The organism is Candidimonas humi (genome assembly GCF_019166065.1).
Classification (GTDB): Bacteria; Pseudomonadota; Gammaproteobacteria; order Burkholderiales; family Burkholderiaceae_B; genus Candidimonas; species Candidimonas humi.
Genome location: NZ_JAHTBN010000002.1, coordinates 237,349 through 254,470, shown reverse-complemented (window position 1 = coordinate 254,470; position 17,122 = coordinate 237,349). Strand labels below are relative to the sequence as shown.

At 65.7% G+C, this 17,122-nt stretch carries 15 protein-coding genes; 11 read left to right on the top strand and 4 right to left on the bottom strand.

Annotated features, from left to right (window positions below; genetic code table 11):
- Positions 1–2 precede the first annotated feature (2 nt).
- Positions 3–986, bottom strand: a complete 984-nt coding sequence (locus tag KVP10_RS04605) for a LysR substrate-binding domain-containing protein (RefSeq protein WP_217963295.1) — start codon at positions 984–986, stop codon at positions 3–5.
- A gap of 212 nt (positions 987–1,198) precedes the next feature.
- On the opposite strand from KVP10_RS04605, the gene KVP10_RS04600 reads away from it, so the two are divergent.
- The 4 genes from KVP10_RS04600 (at position 1,199) to KVP10_RS04585 (ending at position 4,452) form a co-directional block, all read left to right on the top strand.
- Positions 1,199–1,609 (top strand): RidA family protein, encoded by a 411-nt coding sequence (locus KVP10_RS04600; RefSeq protein ID WP_217963294.1) that lies wholly within the window; start codon positions 1,199–1,201, stop codon positions 1,607–1,609.
- An 83-nt stretch (positions 1,610–1,692) separates the two neighbouring features.
- On the top strand, positions 1,693–2,553 hold the full coding sequence (locus KVP10_RS04595; protein ID WP_217963293.1) for a fumarylacetoacetate hydrolase family protein: 861 nt from the start codon (positions 1,693–1,695) through the stop codon (positions 2,551–2,553).
- Between the two features lie 94 nt (positions 2,554–2,647).
- Positions 2,648–3,631, top strand: a complete 984-nt coding sequence (locus tag KVP10_RS04590; protein ID WP_217963292.1) for a Bug family tripartite tricarboxylate transporter substrate binding protein — start codon at positions 2,648–2,650, stop codon at positions 3,629–3,631.
- Between the two features lie 80 nt (positions 3,632–3,711).
- The gene (locus KVP10_RS04585) at positions 3,712–4,452 is read left to right on the top strand and encodes a DeoR/GlpR family DNA-binding transcription regulator (protein WP_343218687.1); all 741 of its coding nucleotides are present in this window, start codon (positions 3,712–3,714) and stop codon (positions 4,450–4,452) included.
- A gap of 159 nt (positions 4,453–4,611) precedes the next feature.
- Here the strand turns inward: KVP10_RS04585 and KVP10_RS04580 are convergent, their stop codons facing one another.
- From KVP10_RS04580 to KVP10_RS04570, 3 genes are all read right to left on the bottom strand, one after another.
- Complete coding sequence (locus tag KVP10_RS04580) at positions 4,612–5,709, bottom strand: ABC transporter ATP-binding protein (RefSeq protein ID WP_217963291.1); 1,098 nt, start codon at positions 5,707–5,709, stop codon at positions 4,612–4,614.
- Positions 5,710–5,779: 70 nt separating this feature from the next.
- The gene (locus KVP10_RS04575) at positions 5,780–7,471 is read right to left on the bottom strand and encodes an ABC transporter permease (protein ID WP_246600332.1); all 1,692 of its coding nucleotides are present in this window, start codon (positions 7,469–7,471) and stop codon (positions 5,780–5,782) included.
- Positions 7,472–7,560: 89 nt separating this feature from the next.
- Complete coding sequence (locus KVP10_RS04570; protein ID WP_217963290.1) at positions 7,561–8,595, bottom strand: ABC transporter substrate-binding protein; 1,035 nt, start codon at positions 8,593–8,595, stop codon at positions 7,561–7,563.
- Between the two features lie 297 nt (positions 8,596–8,892).
- Here KVP10_RS04570 and deoC point away from each other — a divergent pair, with 297 nt between their 5' ends.
- The 7 genes from deoC to KVP10_RS04535 all read left to right on the top strand — a co-directional run bounded on the left by deoC (position 8,893) and on the right by KVP10_RS04535 (position 17,006).
- Entirely contained in the window at positions 8,893–9,966 is a 1,074-nt protein-coding gene (gene deoC, locus KVP10_RS04565) for a 2-deoxyribose-5-phosphate aldolase (protein WP_217963289.1), read from the top strand.
- Between the two features lie 4 nt (positions 9,967–9,970).
- Positions 9,971–12,433, top strand: a complete 2,463-nt coding sequence (locus KVP10_RS04560; protein ID WP_217963288.1) for an aldehyde dehydrogenase family protein — start codon at positions 9,971–9,973, stop codon at positions 12,431–12,433.
- Between the two features lie 356 nt (positions 12,434–12,789).
- Complete coding sequence (gtdA, locus tag KVP10_RS04555; protein WP_217963287.1) at positions 12,790–13,842, top strand: gentisate 1,2-dioxygenase; 1,053 nt, start codon at positions 12,790–12,792, stop codon at positions 13,840–13,842.
- 122 nt (positions 13,843–13,964) lie between these two features.
- Entirely contained in the window at positions 13,965–14,927 is a 963-nt protein-coding gene (locus tag KVP10_RS04550) for a Bug family tripartite tricarboxylate transporter substrate binding protein (protein ID WP_217963787.1), read from the top strand.
- 37 nt (positions 14,928–14,964) lie between these two features.
- Entirely contained in the window at positions 14,965–15,606 is a 642-nt protein-coding gene (gene maiA, locus KVP10_RS04545; protein ID WP_217963286.1) for a maleylacetoacetate isomerase, read from the top strand.
- Positions 15,607–15,610: 4 nt separating this feature from the next.
- Positions 15,611–16,033 (top strand): chorismate mutase, encoded by a 423-nt coding sequence (locus KVP10_RS04540; protein WP_376810944.1) that lies wholly within the window; start codon positions 15,611–15,613, stop codon positions 16,031–16,033.
- On the top strand, positions 16,014–17,006 hold the full coding sequence (locus KVP10_RS04535; protein ID WP_217963285.1) for a Bug family tripartite tricarboxylate transporter substrate binding protein: 993 nt from the start codon (positions 16,014–16,016) through the stop codon (positions 17,004–17,006). Before KVP10_RS04540 ends, KVP10_RS04535 begins: the two co-directional genes overlap by 20 nt.
- Positions 17,007–17,122: the final 116 nt, after the last annotated feature.

Genomic DNA, 17,122 nt, shown 5'->3' with positions numbered 1-17,122 from the left:
GGCTAATCGCTAGCCATCGCCGTTTCCAGTTGCGTGCGAAACGCCTGCATGGCGGGCTGCATTTCTTGGCAGGTTTCATGCAGCAGGCGCCGCAGCAGAGTCACTGCCACGGACTCGCCGCGATCCGTCATCCAGCTCAGCCCTACGTGTAGCGTAAGCTGGGAAATATTCAAGGGCAGCACCTTGAGGGCGCCCTGCGCGACATAGTGCCGCGCCATCTCCGCCGACAGGAATGCCACGCTGTCGCTGTACTGCAAGACGCCGATGTTGGTCAACGTGGAAACCGACTCTACATGCTGGCGCGGCAGCTCGAGGCCGTACTCGGAGAGATAGGCGTCGATGGGGGTACGCAATATTGAGCCTTGCGGCGGCAGCAGCAGCGGATAGCCGGCAATGTCCTGCCTTGCGAAGGCATCGCATTGTGCGAGCGGATGTTCCGGGCGCACCACTGCTACGATGCGGTCGTCATACAGAATCTCGGACGAAAGTTCGATCGGCAGGCCTGCGGGCAGCAGCCCTACCGCCATATCCAGCTCCCCGGCTCGCATGGCTGGCAGCAAGCTCCCCATGGTCCCCTCACGTACCGAGATGGCAACAGCAGGTGTGGTCGATGCCAATCTGCTGATCAGACGCGGGATGAGCTGGATCGAGGCGGCCGGAAGAATGCCGACATGCAAGCGCGTCATGCGTCCTTCGCTCAGATCCAGCAATTCTTCTTTGGCCTGATTGAGGCGGCCAAGGATTTCTCGCGCGTGGCGCAGCAGCACCTGTCCGTGCTCGGTGGGCTCCATCCCGCGTCCGCCGCGATAGAAGAGCGTCGCATTCAAGCCTTGCTCCAGCCCCGTGAGCGTCTTGGAGACGGCGGGCTGCGACACATTCAGGTAAGCCGCCACGCGGCCGACGCTGCGCAAATCGTCCAGCGCCACCAGGAGCTGCAGGTGTCGAAGTTTCAAATGGCCGCGCATGTAGCGATCGGTCAGATTCATCGGGAATTCGCCATCAGGTTTCGTACGTCAGCATGTATTAACCAAGAGGTTATATCGAATCCATTCAAATGTCATTAGGAGTTATGGGACGAAAGGGCCAATAATTTGCTTACCGACGTTATCGGCCTCAGCAGAGCATCCGCTTCCAAGCCTTCCGGGCTTGGCGCCAGAGAGGCCGATTCCAAACAACAGGCCTTTCCAAGGAGAATCCCATGGCCCAGAAAAAGCAACGCTTCATCTCTCCGCACGTCGCGGAGTATCCCCCCGGACACTGGTCCAACTGCCTGCGCGTCGGCGACATGATCTGGCTTTCGGGCTTCACGGCACGAGCCAACGATCTCAAGGAAATCCAGTATCCCGATGACGCCTACAACCAAGCCAAGGTCATCTTCGGCAAGATCAAGCATTGCCTCGAAGCCGCGAGTGCCTCCATGGCTGACGTGGTGAACATGACGATCTTCGTCACGCACATGGCGGACAACCAGGCCATCTGGCGCGCCCGGAAAGAGTTCTTCACTGGCGACTTTCCCTGCTCGACGCTTGTGCAGGTGGCCGGCCTTGCCAATCCGGAAATTCGTCTGGAAATTCAAGTACAGGCATATGCAGGAAGTGGCCAAGCCTGATTCCGATCTCGTTTTTTTCGGAGCAATCCTGGCGCCGGACCGCTCGGAATCCATGCGCCGATCCGAACCAGGGAGAAATTACGATGAAGTTGTTGTCGTTCGTCGCGGCCGGCCGGGTGAGCTATGGGGCGCTGCGCGAGGATGGAGTGGTGGACCTGGGGGCGCGTCTGCCTGGCTTCCCAGACCTGCTCGGCGTGCTACGCGCGCAGGCCCTGGCGCAGGCCGAGGCGGCAGCGCAGACCGCGAGCGTCGATCATGATCTGGCCGACTTGACACTGCTGCCGGTGATCCCCAACCCAGGAAAAATCGTGTGTGCGGGACTGAATTATCTTGCGCACCGGCTGGAGGGCAAGCACAAGCCCGAATCGGCCGTACCTACGCTGTTCTTGCGCCTGCCGCAATCGCAGGTGGGGCACGGCCAGCCCATGGTTTGCCCTGCAGAGTCCGAACAGTTCGACTTTGAAGCCGAGCTAGCGGTAGTCATAGGCCGCGCCGGACGACGCATTCCGGTAGAGCAGGCGTTGTCGCACGTCGCGGGCATGTCTTGCTACAACGACGGGTCCGTGCGTGACTGGCAACTGGCGACGCCGCAATGGACACCCGGCAAGAATTTCCCTGCTACCGGGGCGTTCGGGCCGTGGCTGGTCACCGCCGACGAGCTGCCCCCGGAGAGCGCGTTGAGCCTGGCCTGTCGCCTCAACGGCCGGGAAATGCAGCGCACCACCACCGATTTGATGATGTTTTCGACCGCTGAACTCATTAGTTTCATTTCTACCTTTACCGCGCTCGAGCCTGGCGATGTCATTGTGACGGGTACACCCGGTGGAGTCGGCCTGCGCCGGGATCCTCCGGTATGGATGCGCCATGGCGACGTCGTGGAAGTGGAAATCGAGGGGATCGGCACGTTGCGCAATACAGTCGTCAAGGAAGGACAAGCTCGCTAGGGCCAGTGGCTTCCTGGATCTACCGCCGCTTTGAGCGGCCTGGGCTCGGGCTGGAATGTCCGGCCTGGCAATTCCTACAACGAAGGGGACTTTCATGCATTCCATATCTCGCCGTATCTGGATGGTCCGTGCCGCAGCGTGCGCGGTGTTTTCCGTGGCCTGCGTCTCGGCACCGGCGGCTGCCGCCTACCCCGACCGCCCCGTGAAACTGACGGTTCCCTATCCTGCCGGCGGTACGGCTGATCTCTTGGGGCGCATCCTTGCGCAGCGCCTGTCCCAAGCCTGGGGGCAGCCGGTGATCGTCGAAAACAAGAGCGGGGCAGGTGGGGCGATCGGCGTCGAGACGGTCGCCAAGTCTCGCCCCGATGGCTACAACCTGGTACTGGGTGTAACCGGCGCGCTGACCATTGCGCCGCATTTGCGCAAACTGCCTTACGATCCAGTCAAAGACCTCGCTCCAATCAGCCTGGTAGGCTCTGCTCCCAACTTGTTGGCGGTAACGCCTTCGCTGCCCGTGAAATCGGTGCCCGAGTTGATCGCCTACGCCAAGGCGCATCCAGGGAAAGTCAGCTTCAGCTCCGCGGGGGTGGGCACGTCGGTTCATATCGCCTCGGAACTATTCGCCCATATGGCTGGAATCAAGATACTGCATGTTCCATACAAAGGGGATGCCCCTTCCGTGCAGGCCCTGCTCACCGGAGACGTGTCGATGACGATCGGGAATCTTCCCGTGCTTAAACCGTACGTGAAATCCGGTCAAATAAGGGCCTTGGCGGTGAGCAGCGCCGCGCGCACCGCGGCGGCGCCCGGTGTACCGGCCATTGCCGAGACGCTGCCCGGCTACCAGGTGACCACATGGTTTGGTCTTTTCGCGCCTGCTGGTACGTCCGAGGCCGTATTGCAGAAAATCCAGGCGGGTGTCGCAACCGCGCTGCAATCGCCGGACGTCAAGGCTCAACTGGAGCGCTTGGGCATCGATGCGGTGGGTAGCACGCCAGCGGAGCTGGCCAATTACGTGGCGGCTGAGTCCAAGCGCTTCGGCGAAGTCATCCGCAGCGCGGGGATTCACGTGAACTGAGCCAAGTCCAGGATTTGGTTTTATCCCGAGTCGCGGCGCGGGAAGCCTTTTACCCGGTTGCACGGCGCGCATGGCGTAGAATGGCCTGGCCATTCAATCTCACCATACGCCGGACCGCCATGGAAAAAGCCCAGCGCATCCAGGCCCTGTCGAAGCTGTTGTCCGAGCAGGGCGCCACGCACCTGAACGAGGTGGCGCGGCGCCTGGGCGTGTCGCCGATGACCGTGCGCCGCGATCTCGCGCGGCACGCGGATACTTTCGCCTGCCTGGGGGGTTATGTGGCCTGGGCGCGGCAGGCGGCCTCGGGCTATTTGTTCGAGTCCGAGAAAGACCACTACGCGGCGGCGAAAAAGGCGGCATGCCGCAGCGCCCTGCGCCATGTGCGCGAGCGCGACACGATATTCGTCGATTGCGGCACCACCATGCTGGCGCTGGCGCAACTGATCCCCGACGAGCTGCGCCTGACGGTGATCTGCTATTCCCTGGCCGCGGCGGAGATCCTCAAGCGCAAGCCTAATGTGCGCTTGCTGCTGCTGGGCGGCTGGTACATGTCGTCCTCGGATTCGTTCGGCGGCGAAGAGGCGCTGGCCGCCCTGGCCGACAAGGGGGTGAACACCGCCTTCATCTCGGCCGGCGGCGTCGATCGCGAGTATGGCGTGAGCTGCTGGAACCCGCACGAAAAAGCCGTCAAGCAGCAGGCCATGAAGATGGCGGACCGCAGCTACCTGGTGGCCGACTCGAGCAAGTTCGGCCAGCGCCGGCCGATACGCTTCGCCCGCATCGAATCGTTCGACGCGGTCATCACCGAACACGACAAATAGCGCCTGTCTCCGGGTTTCGGGGGCGCCTTTGTTTGCAGGCAGCATTTCGGGTCGATTGCGCCGGACCGGCCGCGTGCCTTGCCGGCTACGCGTGCTACGCCGTGTCGTGTCTATCAGCCGCGTTTCGCATACGCGTGTGCGGCCGATGCGGAGACGGAGTCAGTCGCGGATGATGGCGTTGCCCTCGGCAGGCAGCACTACCTGCACGGCCTGGCCTTCGGCGAGCCGGGCGGACGCCCCCGCGCCATAGGCGACCGCATGCAGCGTGGCCGTGCCGGCCTGCACCTGATATTCGGTCTTTTCGCCCAGGAAGGTGCGCGAGATCACGCTGGCCGAACCCGGGCCGCCGCCCGGTGCGAGCGATATCTGCTCGGGGCGCACCACGACCCGGACGGCGTCGCCCGCGCGCACTTCGGGCGCGGCCTGCAGGCATTGCAGCGTCTGGTCCAGCACGCGCACTTGCGCGCCGCGCGCGTCGGCCTGCAGTACCTGCCCAGGCAGCAGGTTGGACTTGCCGATGAAATTGGCCATGAAGGCATTGCAGGGGCGCGCGTACAGGGCCTCGGCGGTGTCGATCTGCACCACCGAGCCGTGGTTCATGACCGCGATGCGGTCCGAGATGGCCATGGCCTCTTCCTGGTCGTGCGTGACATACACGGTGGTGATGCCCAGGCGCTTCTGCAGTTCGCGGATTTCGCCGCGCATCTGGCCGCGCAGCTTGGCGTCCAGGTTCGACAGCGGTTCGTCGAACATCAGGATGCGCGGCTGGAACACGATGGCGCGCGCCAGTGCGATGCGCTGCTGCTCGCCGCCCGAAAGCTGGTGCGGCTGCTGGGTGCCGTAGCCGCCCAGGCCCACCAGGTCGAGCACTTGTTCCACTGCGGAACGGATCTCGGCTTCGGGCCGGCCCTGCACCCGCAGGCCGTAGGCCACGTTCTCGAACACCGACAGGTGCGGGAATATCGCGTAGTTCTGGAACACGAAGCCGATATTGCGTTCATTGGCGCGCAGCCGCGTGACGTCGTGGTCGCCGATGAAGATGGACCCTTCGGTGGGGTGCTCGAAGCCGGCGATCATGCGCAGCGTCGTGGTCTTGCCGCAGCCCGAGGGGCCCAGCAGCGTGAGCAGTTCGCCGGGCGCCACGGAGATATCGACGTTGTCGACCGCGGCGATGCGCCCCTTGACGTTGTGGTCGAAGCGCTTGACGATGCCTTCCAGGCGGATGGGCACGGGTTGAGGGGTGGGGATGCTTGCCATCTTTCGGGTATATCCTCGTTGCGTGGGGAGCGGCGGCCCGCGGCGCGGGCGCCGGGCGTGCCGGGCCGGCTCAGCCTCCCAGGATGTTCTCGATGCGCCCGCCCTGTTGCGTGCGCAGGCTGGCCAGCGCTCGCGCAACCAGCATCAGCACTACATATACCACGACGACCACCAGCACCGAAAAGGCCGCGGCCGGCCCCAGCGCGAGTTCCGTCATGTTTTCCAGGATGCGCACGGTGATCAGGTTCCAGCTGATGGATATCAGGAAGATGGTGGCGCTGATCGCGGTCATGGAACGGATGAACATCACGCCCAGCCCGGTGAAGAACGCCGGCATGACCAGCGGCAAGGTGATGCGCCGGAAGGTGCGGCTGCTGCTTGCGCCCAGGCTTTCCGAGGCTTCTTCGAGGCTGGGGTCTATCTGGTGCAGCAGCGCCACGGTGGCGCGTATGCCGGTGGGACTGTAGCGGAAAATATAGCAGGCGATCAGGATGAACGCGGTGCCGGTGAGTTCGACCGGCGGGTCGTTGAAGGCCAGCAGGTAGGCGATCCCGATGATGGTGCCGGGCAGGGCGTAGTTGAGCATGGTCGTGACTTCCAGCACGTGCCTGCCGACGAACTTGCGGCGCGCGACCAGGTAGCCGACCAGCATGCCGTACAGCCCGCCCAGCGGAGTGGCGATGGCGGCGATGATCAGCGTGTCGACGATGACCTCGCGGCCGTCGGTGAATATGGTGTGGTAGTTGGCCAGCGTGAACGTGGAGTTGGCGCCGAAGGCCATCACCAGCGAGGCATACAGCAGCAGCAGGTAGAAATAGAGAATCATCGCCGTGAGGCAGGTGCACAGCGTTATCAACAGCCGCCTGACGGCGGGCGCCACGATTTCGACGTCGCTGCGCTGCGTGGCCTTGCCGCCGACCGTGACGTAGCTGCGGCCGGCCAGCCAATGGCGCTGCACGAAATACACAACCGCCGCCGGCAGCAGCAAGAGCACCGCGAGCAGCGCCCCGCCCTGCAGGTCGAACTGGCCGGTGATCTGCAGGTACGCCTCGGTGGGCAGCACCGGGAACTGGTTGCCGGCCAGGATCAGCGGCGTGGCGAAATCGGCCAGCGACGCGGCGAACAGCAGCAGGAAGGCGTTGAGCAGGCCCGGCATGGCCAGCGGCAGCGTCATGCTGCGGAACACCCGCCAGCGCGAGGCGCCCATGCTGAACGCGGCGTTTTCCATGCTGGGGTCTATGGCCGCCAGGATGGGGCGCAGCGTCAGGTAGGACACCGGGAAGTAGGTGATGATCTCGGCCGCTGCGGTGCTGGTGAAGCCATAGGCGCTATAGCGGCTGATGCCCAGCAGGTCGTAGGTGATGAGGCCGCGCGAGCCGAAGGAAAACAGTATGGCGATGGAGATCGTGAACGGCGGCGAGATCAGCGGCAGCAGGTTGATGGTGTCGATGACGCGCGTCCAGCGCGGCGACAGCCCGCAGCGGCCGGCCACCAGCGCGTAGACGAAGCCCAGCAAGGTGCCGCCCACGCCCACCACCGCGGCCAGCAGCAGGCTGTTGCCGAACGCATGCACGTTGTCGGGGTTGCCCAGCACCTTGAGCAGCGGCTGCAGCGAGAACGTGCCGCTGTCGGTGGTGAAGGCGCGCAGGAACAGGCGCAGCAGCGGATACAGCACGAAGAAGGCGAGCAGTATCCAGAGCACCGCCAGGATGGAAGAGAAGAACGGGTCGCGGGCGGCGGATTTCGCGGAATGGGAGGGCATGGTCTTCCCGGGAAGCGTGGCGTGGCATGTGAGCCGGGCCGGGCGTATGCCGCCGCGGCCCGGCGGGCGCGCCGTTCAGGCGGCGTCCGTTACTTGGCGTTGAGCACCTCGTCGACCCATTTCTGTACGATGCGCTTGCGGTTCGCGCCGGCATATTTGTCGTCGATCTGGATGATGTGCGCCGTGGACAGGATCTTGGCCAGGCCGGGCTCGGTCTTGACCTGCGGGTTGGCCGGCACGAAATTGATCTTGTTCGGCGCCAGCAGCGACTGCATCTTGGCGCTGGTCGCCCAGTCCACCAGCTTCTTGGCGGCATCCAGGTGCTTGGCGCCCTTGACGATGGCGATGCCCTCGGCCGCCGCCCCGATGCCTTCCTTGGGGAAGCTGATGGTCACGTCATAGCCCTTGTCGCGGGTTTCCAGCGCGTCCACGATGAAGAAGATGCCGCCGCCGGCCTGGCCCAGGCCTATCGGTATAGTGCCGCCGCCGCCGCTCTTGGTGTAGGTCTGCACGTTCTGGCGCAGTTTCTTCAGGTATGCGAAGGTCTTGTTTTCGTCGCGATGGTTGACTTCCAGCACCGAGAAGATGCGCGTGACAGCCGTGCCGGATGTGCGCGCGTCGGCCATCTGCAGCATGTTCTTGTAGGCCGGATTGAGCAGGTCGTCCCACGAAGCAGGGGGCTGCAAGTGATTGTCCTTGAGGAACTTGGTGTTGGTCATGAAGACCAGCGGATCGTCGGCGATCGCGGTCCAGTAGCCGCCGGGGCTCTTGAAGCGGTCCGGCAGGACCTTGGTCGAAGGCGGACGATAGACCTGGAACACGCCGTTCTCGACGCCCGCGGCAAAGGTTTCTATCGGGCCGCCGAACAACACGTCGATCTTGGGATTGTTCTTCTCGGCGATGATGCGCGCCAGGGCCTCGCCCGAGGAAAAGCGCAGGAAGTTGACCTTGATGCCGGTTTCTTGCGTGAAGGCCTTGAACATCGGCTTGGCGTAGGGCTCGGGCCAGATGCTGTAGACGTTCAGGGTTTCGGCGGCGCGTGCCGTGGCCGGCCCGGTCAGGCCGGCCGCCAGGGCCACGGCCGTGGCGCCCAGGCCGAGCGCGAATCTGTGCAGCAGTTTCATCGATGTCTCCTTGGTTTTTTTCCAGCTTCGGTTCCGGGCCGCGGACACTGCGGCCGTCGCGCCGGCCTGTGCGGCACGGCCTCGAAGGCTCGCGCCGGGCCAGCGTACTATACGCCAGCCGTTTGCCGCGTGTGTTAGAAGATTAACATCATTTGTTAGAATAATTACATGCAGGCAGGCGGATTTTCATTGCCGTTTTCGGCCCCGCCTTCCTGGCTTCCCGGTTTCGAAATTCAATCCTCCCGGCGCGTGGCTTGCCGCCACGCCGAAGGGCCGCACAGCAGCGAGGCTCGTCTCATGGAATCCACCGCGGCCAGCGTGGCCGACCCGGCCCCGGCGCCGGGCCGCAATCCCGGAATGCCGCTGGACCTGTCCTGGGTCGAAAGCCTGCAGGTCAATCGCAGCGCGGCCGAGCGCCGTGTGGCCAGCCTGTCGGGGCGCCGTTCCGTAAAAAAGGATGCGCAGGCGGCCTGGCTGCTGAAGGCGCTGACCTGTATCGACCTGACCGCCCTGAGCGGCGACGACACCCCCGGACGAGTCGAGCGGCTGTGCCACAAGGCGCGCGCGCCGGTGCGCGCCGAGCTGCTGGAAGCGCTGGGCATGGCCGATGCCGGCATACGGGTCGCCGCGGTTTGCGTCTATCACCGGTATGTGCATACCGCCTTGCGCGCGCTGGGCGGAGGCTCGGCGCGCGGGCCGGCCGGCCCCGCCCCGGACGGCTCCGTTGGCCGCGGCGCGGCTTCGGGCGGCGGCGCCTCTCATGGCGCCGTCATTCCCGTGGCGGCGGTGTCGACGGGCTTTCCGGCGGGGCTGTCGGCCTGGGAAACCCATCTCGACGAAATCGCGGCTTCCGTGGCCGCGGGGGCGAGCGAGATCGATATCGTCATCACGCGCGAGCATGTGCTCACGGGAAACTGGCCGGCCCTCTACGAAGAAATGCAGGCTTATCGCCGCGCCTGCGGGCCGGCGCACGTCAAGGCCATTCTCGCCACCGGCGACATCCGCACCTTGCGCAAGGTGGCCATGGCCTCGCTGGTATGCATGATGGCCGGCGCCGACTTCATCAAGACTTCGACCGGCAAGGAAAGCGTCAATGCCACCCCCGAGGCCATGCTGGTCATGCTGCGCATGATCCGGGAATATTTCGACCGCAGCGGCGTGCGGGTGGGAATCAAGCCGGCGGGCGGGATTTCCACCGCGCGGCATGCGCTGGACTACCTGGTGCTGGTCAAGGAAGAGCTGGGCCGGCGCTGGCTGGAGCCGGACCTGCTGCGCCTGGGCGCATCGAGCCTGCTGGCCGATATCGAGCGCCAGCTCGAGCATCACGTGACCGGCAGGTATTCCGCCTTCCATCGCCATCCCTTGGGCTGAGACTATGAGCGTCGCCGATTATTTTTCTTCCATGGATTATGGTCCCGCCACGGAAAGCGATGCCCCCGCGCGCGCCTGGCTGGCCGCGCACGCCGCCAGGCTGGGGCATTTCATAGACGGCCGCCATGCGGCGCCGGTCCAGGGGCAGTGGTTCGAAACCCGCGAGCCCGCCAGCGGCGCGCTGCTGGCCAGCGTGGCGCAAGGTTCGGCCGACGATGTCGACGCGGCGGTGCAGGCGGCGCGGCGCGCCCAGCCGCACTGGCTGGCCCTGGGCGGACACGGCCGCGCGCGCCACCTGTACGCGCTGGCGCGCATGCTGCAGAAGCACAGCCGCCTCTACGCGGTGCTCGAGGCGCTGGACAACGGCAAGCCGCTGCGCGAGACGCGCGACCTGGACATCCCCTTGGCCGCGCGTCATTTCCTGTATCACGCGGGCTGGGCGCAATTGCAGGACAGCGAGTTCCGTGACTACGAGCCGCAGGGCGTGGTGGGGCAGATCATTCCCTGGAATTTTCCGCTCTTGATGCTGGCCTGGAAGATCGCGCCGGCGCTGGCCATGGGCAATTGCGTGGTGCTCAAGCCTGCCGAATTCACGCCGTTGACTGCCTTGCTGTTCGCCGAGCTGGCGGCGCGGGCCGGCTTGCCGCCGGGCGTGCTGAACGTGGTGGCCGGCGACGGCGCCACGGGCGCGGCGCTGGTCGAGCACGCGGGCGTGGACAAGATCGCCTTTACTGGATCCACCGAAGTGGGGCGCGCGATCCGCAGCCGCACGGCGGGCAGCGGCAAGGCGCTGACGCTGGAGCTGGGCGGCAAGTCGCCGTTCATCGTGTTCGAGAATGCCGACCTGGACGCCGCGGTCGAGGGCGTGGTCGATGCGATCTGGTTCAACCAGGGCGAGGTGTGCTGCGCGGGCTCGCGCCTGCTGGTGCAGGAAGGCGTCGCCGACGATTTCATACGCCGGCTGAAGCGGCGCATGGAATCGCTGCGCCTGGGAGATCCCCTGGACAAGACCATAGACATGGGCGCCATCGTCGACCCGTCGCAGTTGGCGCGCATCGCCGGGCTGGTCGAGGCCGGCCGGGCCGAGGGCGCACAGATATGGCAGGCCCCGGGCGTGCCCGCCGGCGGCTGCTTCTACCCGCCCACGCTGGTCACCGGCGTGTCTACAGCTTCGGTCCTGATGCGGGAGGAAATCTTCGGACCGGTGCTGGCGGCGATGAGCTTTCGCAACAAGGACGAAGCCGTGGAGCTGGCCAACAATACCCGCTATGGCCTGGCCGCCAGCGTCTGGACGGAGAACATCAGCCTGGCCCTGGAGGTGGCGCCGGCGCTGGCCGCCGGAGTGGTCTGGATCAACGCGACCAATCTGTTCGATGCCGCGGCCGGTTTCGGCGGCTATCGCGAATCGGGCTACGGCCGCGAAGGAGGGCGCGAAGGGCTGTACGAATATTTGAAGCTGCGGGCCTGGTCGAGGCTGCGGGTGCGCGCGCCGCAGGATGGCCCATCCGCTGCGGGTGCGCCGGCTGTTGCGCCCTTGCCCGGGGCCGGTGGGACACCCGGCGCCGACCGGGCAGACAGCGACGCGGCCGATACCGGCCCCGGCCATGCCTGGGCCGTGCCGCCCATAGACCGCACGCCCAAGCTCTATATCGGCGGCAAGCAGGTGCGTCCCGACGCTGGCGGCACGCTGTCCGTGCCGGACGCGCGCGGCGGGCTGGCGGGCGAGGTGGCGGCGGGCAATCGCAAGGATATCCGCAATGCCGTGGCGGCCGCGCGCCGGGCGGCGGCATGGAGCCGCGCCACGGGGCATGCGCGGTCGCAGGTGCTGTATTTCGTGGCCGAGAACCTGGCTCAGCGCCGCGACGAGTTCGCCGATCGCCTGGCCGCGGTGGCCGGTACGCCCTTGGCCGCGGCCCTGGACGAGGTCGAGCGCAGCCTCGCGCGCCTGTTTTTCCACGCGGCCTGGGCCGATAAATTCGATGGCGCGGTGCATGCGCCGCCCATGCGCGCCGCCGTGCTGGCGATGCACGAGCCCCTGGGGGTGGTGGGCATAGTCTGCCCCGACGAGCAGCCGCTGCTGTCGATGGTGTCGCTGCTGGCGCCGGTGATCGCGATGGGCAATCGTGCCGTGGTGGTGCCGGGGCGCGTCAATCCGCTGGCGGCTACGGACCTCTACCAGGTGTTCGAGACTTCCGATGTGCCCGGCGGTGTGGTCAATATCGTCACCGGCGAACGCGCCGGGCTGGCGGCCTGCCTGGCCGCGCACGACGATGTGGACGCGGTCTGGAGCTTCGGCTGTGCCGCCACAGCCCGCGAGGTCGAGGCGCTGTCGGTCGGCAATCTGAAGCGTACGTTCGTGGACCATGGCCGCTGCGTGGACTGGAGCGACGACGCGGTGGCGCAGGATCCGCTGTTCCTGCGCCAGGCCGTGCAGGTGAAGAACGTCTGGATTCCCTACGGGGACTGATAGCGGCGGGGCCGGTGCAAGCCCTGCGGCGTCCCGAGCGGGGGACGAGATAAACCTGGCGGCCGCCGGAACCCTGCTCCGGCCTGCCGGTCCGCCGCGGCCTCGGGCGCTGAGGATTAACCCCTATTCCATCCCCGCCTGAGCGGGCGCCGCGTGCCGTGTCGCGGGCAGCATGGCGCCGCCATGCGCCAGGTATATTTTTTAGCGTATATATAATAAGAATATTTCATTTTTAAACATATATCTTCGGCAACACAATAAGAGACGCGGATTTTCTTGCCTCGCCCTGCCGGGCGAGCATGCTTGCAATTCAGACGCCGCCGGCGCGATGCGCCAGGCCGCGCGGGAGAGACTTCATGGCCAAAGTGGCGAGCAACCAAGCCGAGCGCGATGCCTATTACCGGCGCATCGACACCAAGAACATGACTCCTCTGTGGGAGTCGCTGCACAACCTGGTGCCCAAAGAGCCCCGCACGCCCTGTGTGCCGGCCATATGGAAGTACGCCGAGCTGCGCGCCGATCTCATGGAATCCGGCGGCCTGATCAGCGCCGAAGAAGCGGTGCGGCGCGTGCTGGTGCTGGAAAACCCGGCGCTGCGCGGCAGTTCCAGCATCACCCAGAGCCTGTACGCGGGCCTGCAGCTCATCCTGCCGGGCGAGATCGCCCCCAGCCACCGCCATGTGCAATCGGCCTTGCGCTTCATCGTCGAAGGCCAGGGCGCCTATACCGCGGTGAACGGCGAACGCACCACGATGCGGCCGGGCGACTTCATCATTACACCGTCCTGGACCTGGCACGACCACGGCAACGCCGGCGCCGCCGAGGGCGGCGAACCGGTGGTGTGGCTGGACGGCCTGGACATCCCGTTCATCCGCTTCATGGACGCGGGCTTTGCCGAAACCTATCCCGAGGCGGTGCAGCCCGTAGAGCGCCCCGAAGGCGACAGCTTCGCGCGCTTCGGCTACAACATGGTGCCGGTGCGCCATGAGGTGGGCAGCAAGACTTCGCCGATCTTCAACTATCCCTACGACCGCACGCGCGAGGCGCTCGACCGCCTGTACCGCCACGGCGAGCTCGATGCCTGGGACGGCGTCAAGCTGCGCTATGTCAATCCGGCCACCGGCGGCTACGCCATGCCGACCATGGCGACCTTCATGCAGTTCCTGCCCGCGGGCTTCGGCGGCAAGGCCTATCGCAGCACCGATGCCACCGTCTATGCGGTGGTCGAAGGCGGCGGCTCGGCCGAGATCGGCGCGGAACGTTTCGATTTCGCGCCGCACGATGTGTTCGTGGCGCCGTCGTGGCTGCCCGTGCGCCTGAACGCCGCGCAGGACACCGTGCTGTTCAGTTATTCCGATCGCCCCGTCCAGGCCGCGCTCGGCCTGCTGCGCGAAGAGCGCATGGCCTGAGGGCCAGGCAGCTCGACCCGGGCGGCCGGGGGCATGCCGCGAAGCCGGCGGGCGCTTACGCCGCCGTCGATGGCCCTGTAGTTCGCTGTGTTCGTTCAATTCAATAAAAACCAGGAGACATGATGTTCATAGTGCTACGTATCCTCGCGGCCATGCTGCTGGCCGCCGCCAGCTCCGTGAGTTTCGGCGCGAGCTGGCCCGACAGGCCCATCACGCTGATCGTGCCGTTCACGCCCGCCACGGGAATCGATCTGATAGCCCGGCAGTTGTCCGCATCCTTGCCCAAGAGACTGGGGCAGTCGGTGGTGGTAGAGAACATCCCGGGGGCGAGCGGCAACATCGGCACCGAGAAAGTGGCGCGGGCCAAGCCCGACGGCTATACGTTTCTCGTCACGGTAAGCACGCTGGTGATGAATCGCAGCCTGTACAAGCTGCCTTACGATCCGGTCCAGGCCTTCGAGCCGGTCGGCCAGACTTCCTGGGGCACGCTGGTGCTGGTGACCGGCCCCAAGAATCCCGTGCATGATGTCGCGGGCCTGGTGGCGGCTGCCAAGGCCCAGCCCGGCAAGCTGACCTACGGCTCTCCCGGCGTGGGCACGCCGCATCACCTGGCCATGGCGCTGCTGGACGGCCTGACCGGAATCAAGATGCTGCACGTGCCCTACAAAGGCACCGCCGGCGCCGTGCAGGACATGCTGGGGGGCAGGCTCGACTATATGTTCCTGCCCATCCATGTGGCCCTGCCGCAGATCAAGGCGGGCAAGCTCAAGGCGGTAGCGGTGGGCAGCCCGAAGCGCGCAGCGCAATTGCCCGACATCCCGACGCTGGGAGAGGCGGGCCTGAAGGGCGCCAATGTCGATATGTGGTATGGCGTGCTTGCCCCCAAGGGCACGCCCAAGCCCATCATTGCCAGCTTGAACAAGGCAGTCAACGAGGTGCTGGCGGCCCCGTCCACCGCCGTTGCCTTCGAATCCCAGGGTATGGTGCCCGCGCCTTCCACCCCCGAGCAGTTCGGCGAACTGATCGCCAAGGACGACAAGCGCTGGGCCGAAGTCATCAAGAAGGCCGGGATCACCGCCAACTGATCGACGATCGATTCATTCATTCATCCGGAAACCGAACATGCAGCTTTACAGCTTCTTCAACAGTTCCACTTCCTATCGCGTGCGCATCGCGCTGGCGCTCAAGCAGCTGCCCTACGACTACCTGCCGGTGAACATCCGCGAGCAACAGCATCGCGAGGCCGGCTATGTGGCCAAGAATCCGAGCGCGGGTGTGCCGCTGCTGGTGGACGACGATGGCTTCAACCTGAGCCAGTCGCTGGCCATCATCGACTATCTCGACGCCAGGCATCCGCAGCCGCGCCTGATTCCGCAAGAGCCGCGGCTGCGCGCGCGTGCGCTCGAGATCGCCAACCTGATCGGCTGCGACATGCATCCGGTGAACAACCTCAAGGTCTTGCGCTACCTGGTCGGCAAGCTGGGTGTCAGCGAAGAACAGAAAAACGCCTGGTACGCGCATTGGATAGACGAAGGCTTGCGCTCGCTCGAGGCGCTGCTGGCGCAGGCCGGCTCGGGGCCTTTCTGCCTGGGGGGCGAACCGACGGTGGCCGACTGCTGCCTGGTGCCGCAAGTGGCCAATGCCTTGCGCATGGGCTGCGATATCGGCGCCTACGAGCGTGTGCGGGCCGTGCACGAGCATTGCAATACCTTGCCGGCATTCCAGCAGGCGGCGCCCGCGCGGCAACCCGATTTCAAGGCCTGAGACCATGAGTTCCGACACCAGGAATGCCGCCGGAATGCCGCTGGAGCCCGCCACCGAGGGCGCCGCGCTGCGCGAATTCACCGACCCCGCGTATGTCCCGCTGTGCGCCTCGCTGGGCGAGGTCCGGCGCAATATCGACAGGCTCGACCGCGAGATCGTGCGCCTGATCGCCGAGCGCGCGATGTATGTGAAGGACGCCGCGCGCTTCAAGCGCGACGCCTTCCAGGTCAGCGCGCCGGCACGCCAGGCCGAGGTCTATGCCAAGGCGGCGGCGCTGGCGCGCGAGCATAATCGAGGTTTCGAAAACCTCGACCAGGTGGTCGGGCACACGTACCGGGCCATGGTTGCCGCGTTCATCCAGAACGAGCAACTCTATTTCGACAACATGATTCCCGCAGGAGACAAACATGATCAAGACCATGGATAAATGGAAGGCCGCCGTGCGCGGCGCGCTGCTGGTGTCGGCGCTGGCGCTGCTGCCGGCGGCCGGCCAGGCTGCCGCCTGGCCCGAGCACTCGCTGACGCTTGTCGTGCCTTTCGGCGCGGGCTCGAGCCCCGACCTGATGGCGCGCATCGTCGCCGAGAAGACCGGCAAGATTCTCGGGCAGGCCATCGTGGTGCAGAACAAGCCGGGCGCGGGCGGCGACCTGGGCACGGCCACCATCGCACACGCCAAGCCCGACGGCTATACCTTCGGCGCATCCATCACGGGGCCCATGGTGAACAACACGGTGCTGTATTCGCACCTGCCTTACGATCCGCGCAAAGACCTGGTGCCGCTTACCCAGGCGGTGGACCAGCCCGACGTGCTGGTGGTGCCGGCCAAGTCCGGCATCAAGACTATCCAGGACCTGATGAAGGACATCAAGGACCATCCCGGCAAGCTGAATTTCTCGTCGACCGGCACCGGCTCGGTGTCGCAACTGGCGGTCGAGCTGCTGCTGCAGAAAATCGGCGGCAAGGCCACGCACGTGCCCTATACCTCTTCGCCCAAGGCCTTGAACGCGCTGCTGTCCGGCGATGCGCAATTCGCCGCGCTGCCGCCGATTGCGGTGATGGGCATGGTCAAGGACGGCAGGCTGCGCGCGCTGGCGGTGACGTCCGAGAAGCGTTCCGGCGCCCTGCCGGATATTCCGACGATGGCCGAGGTCGGCGTGCAGGGCATCGTGGGTTCGGCCTGGGTGGGCTTCGTGGCGCCCGCAGGGGTGCCGGCCGAGGTGCAGAAGAAATTGTCGGATGCGCTGATCCAGGCCCTGCACGATCCGCAAGTCGACAAGAGGCTCAGGGCGCTGTACATGGACCCCGTGGGCAGCACGCCGGCCGAATTCGGCAAGTACATGGATGACGAGCTGGCACGCTGGAAGCCGCTGATCCAGCAATTGCACATCAAGATGGATTGAGGCCGCGGCCGGCACGCGCCGGCCATTGCGGCATGAGCAGGTTCTGGCGGTCGCCGCGCGGGCGTTTGCGCCGCGCCAGGCGCGCCGGGCCCGGTTTCCGGCCGCGGCGGATGGCC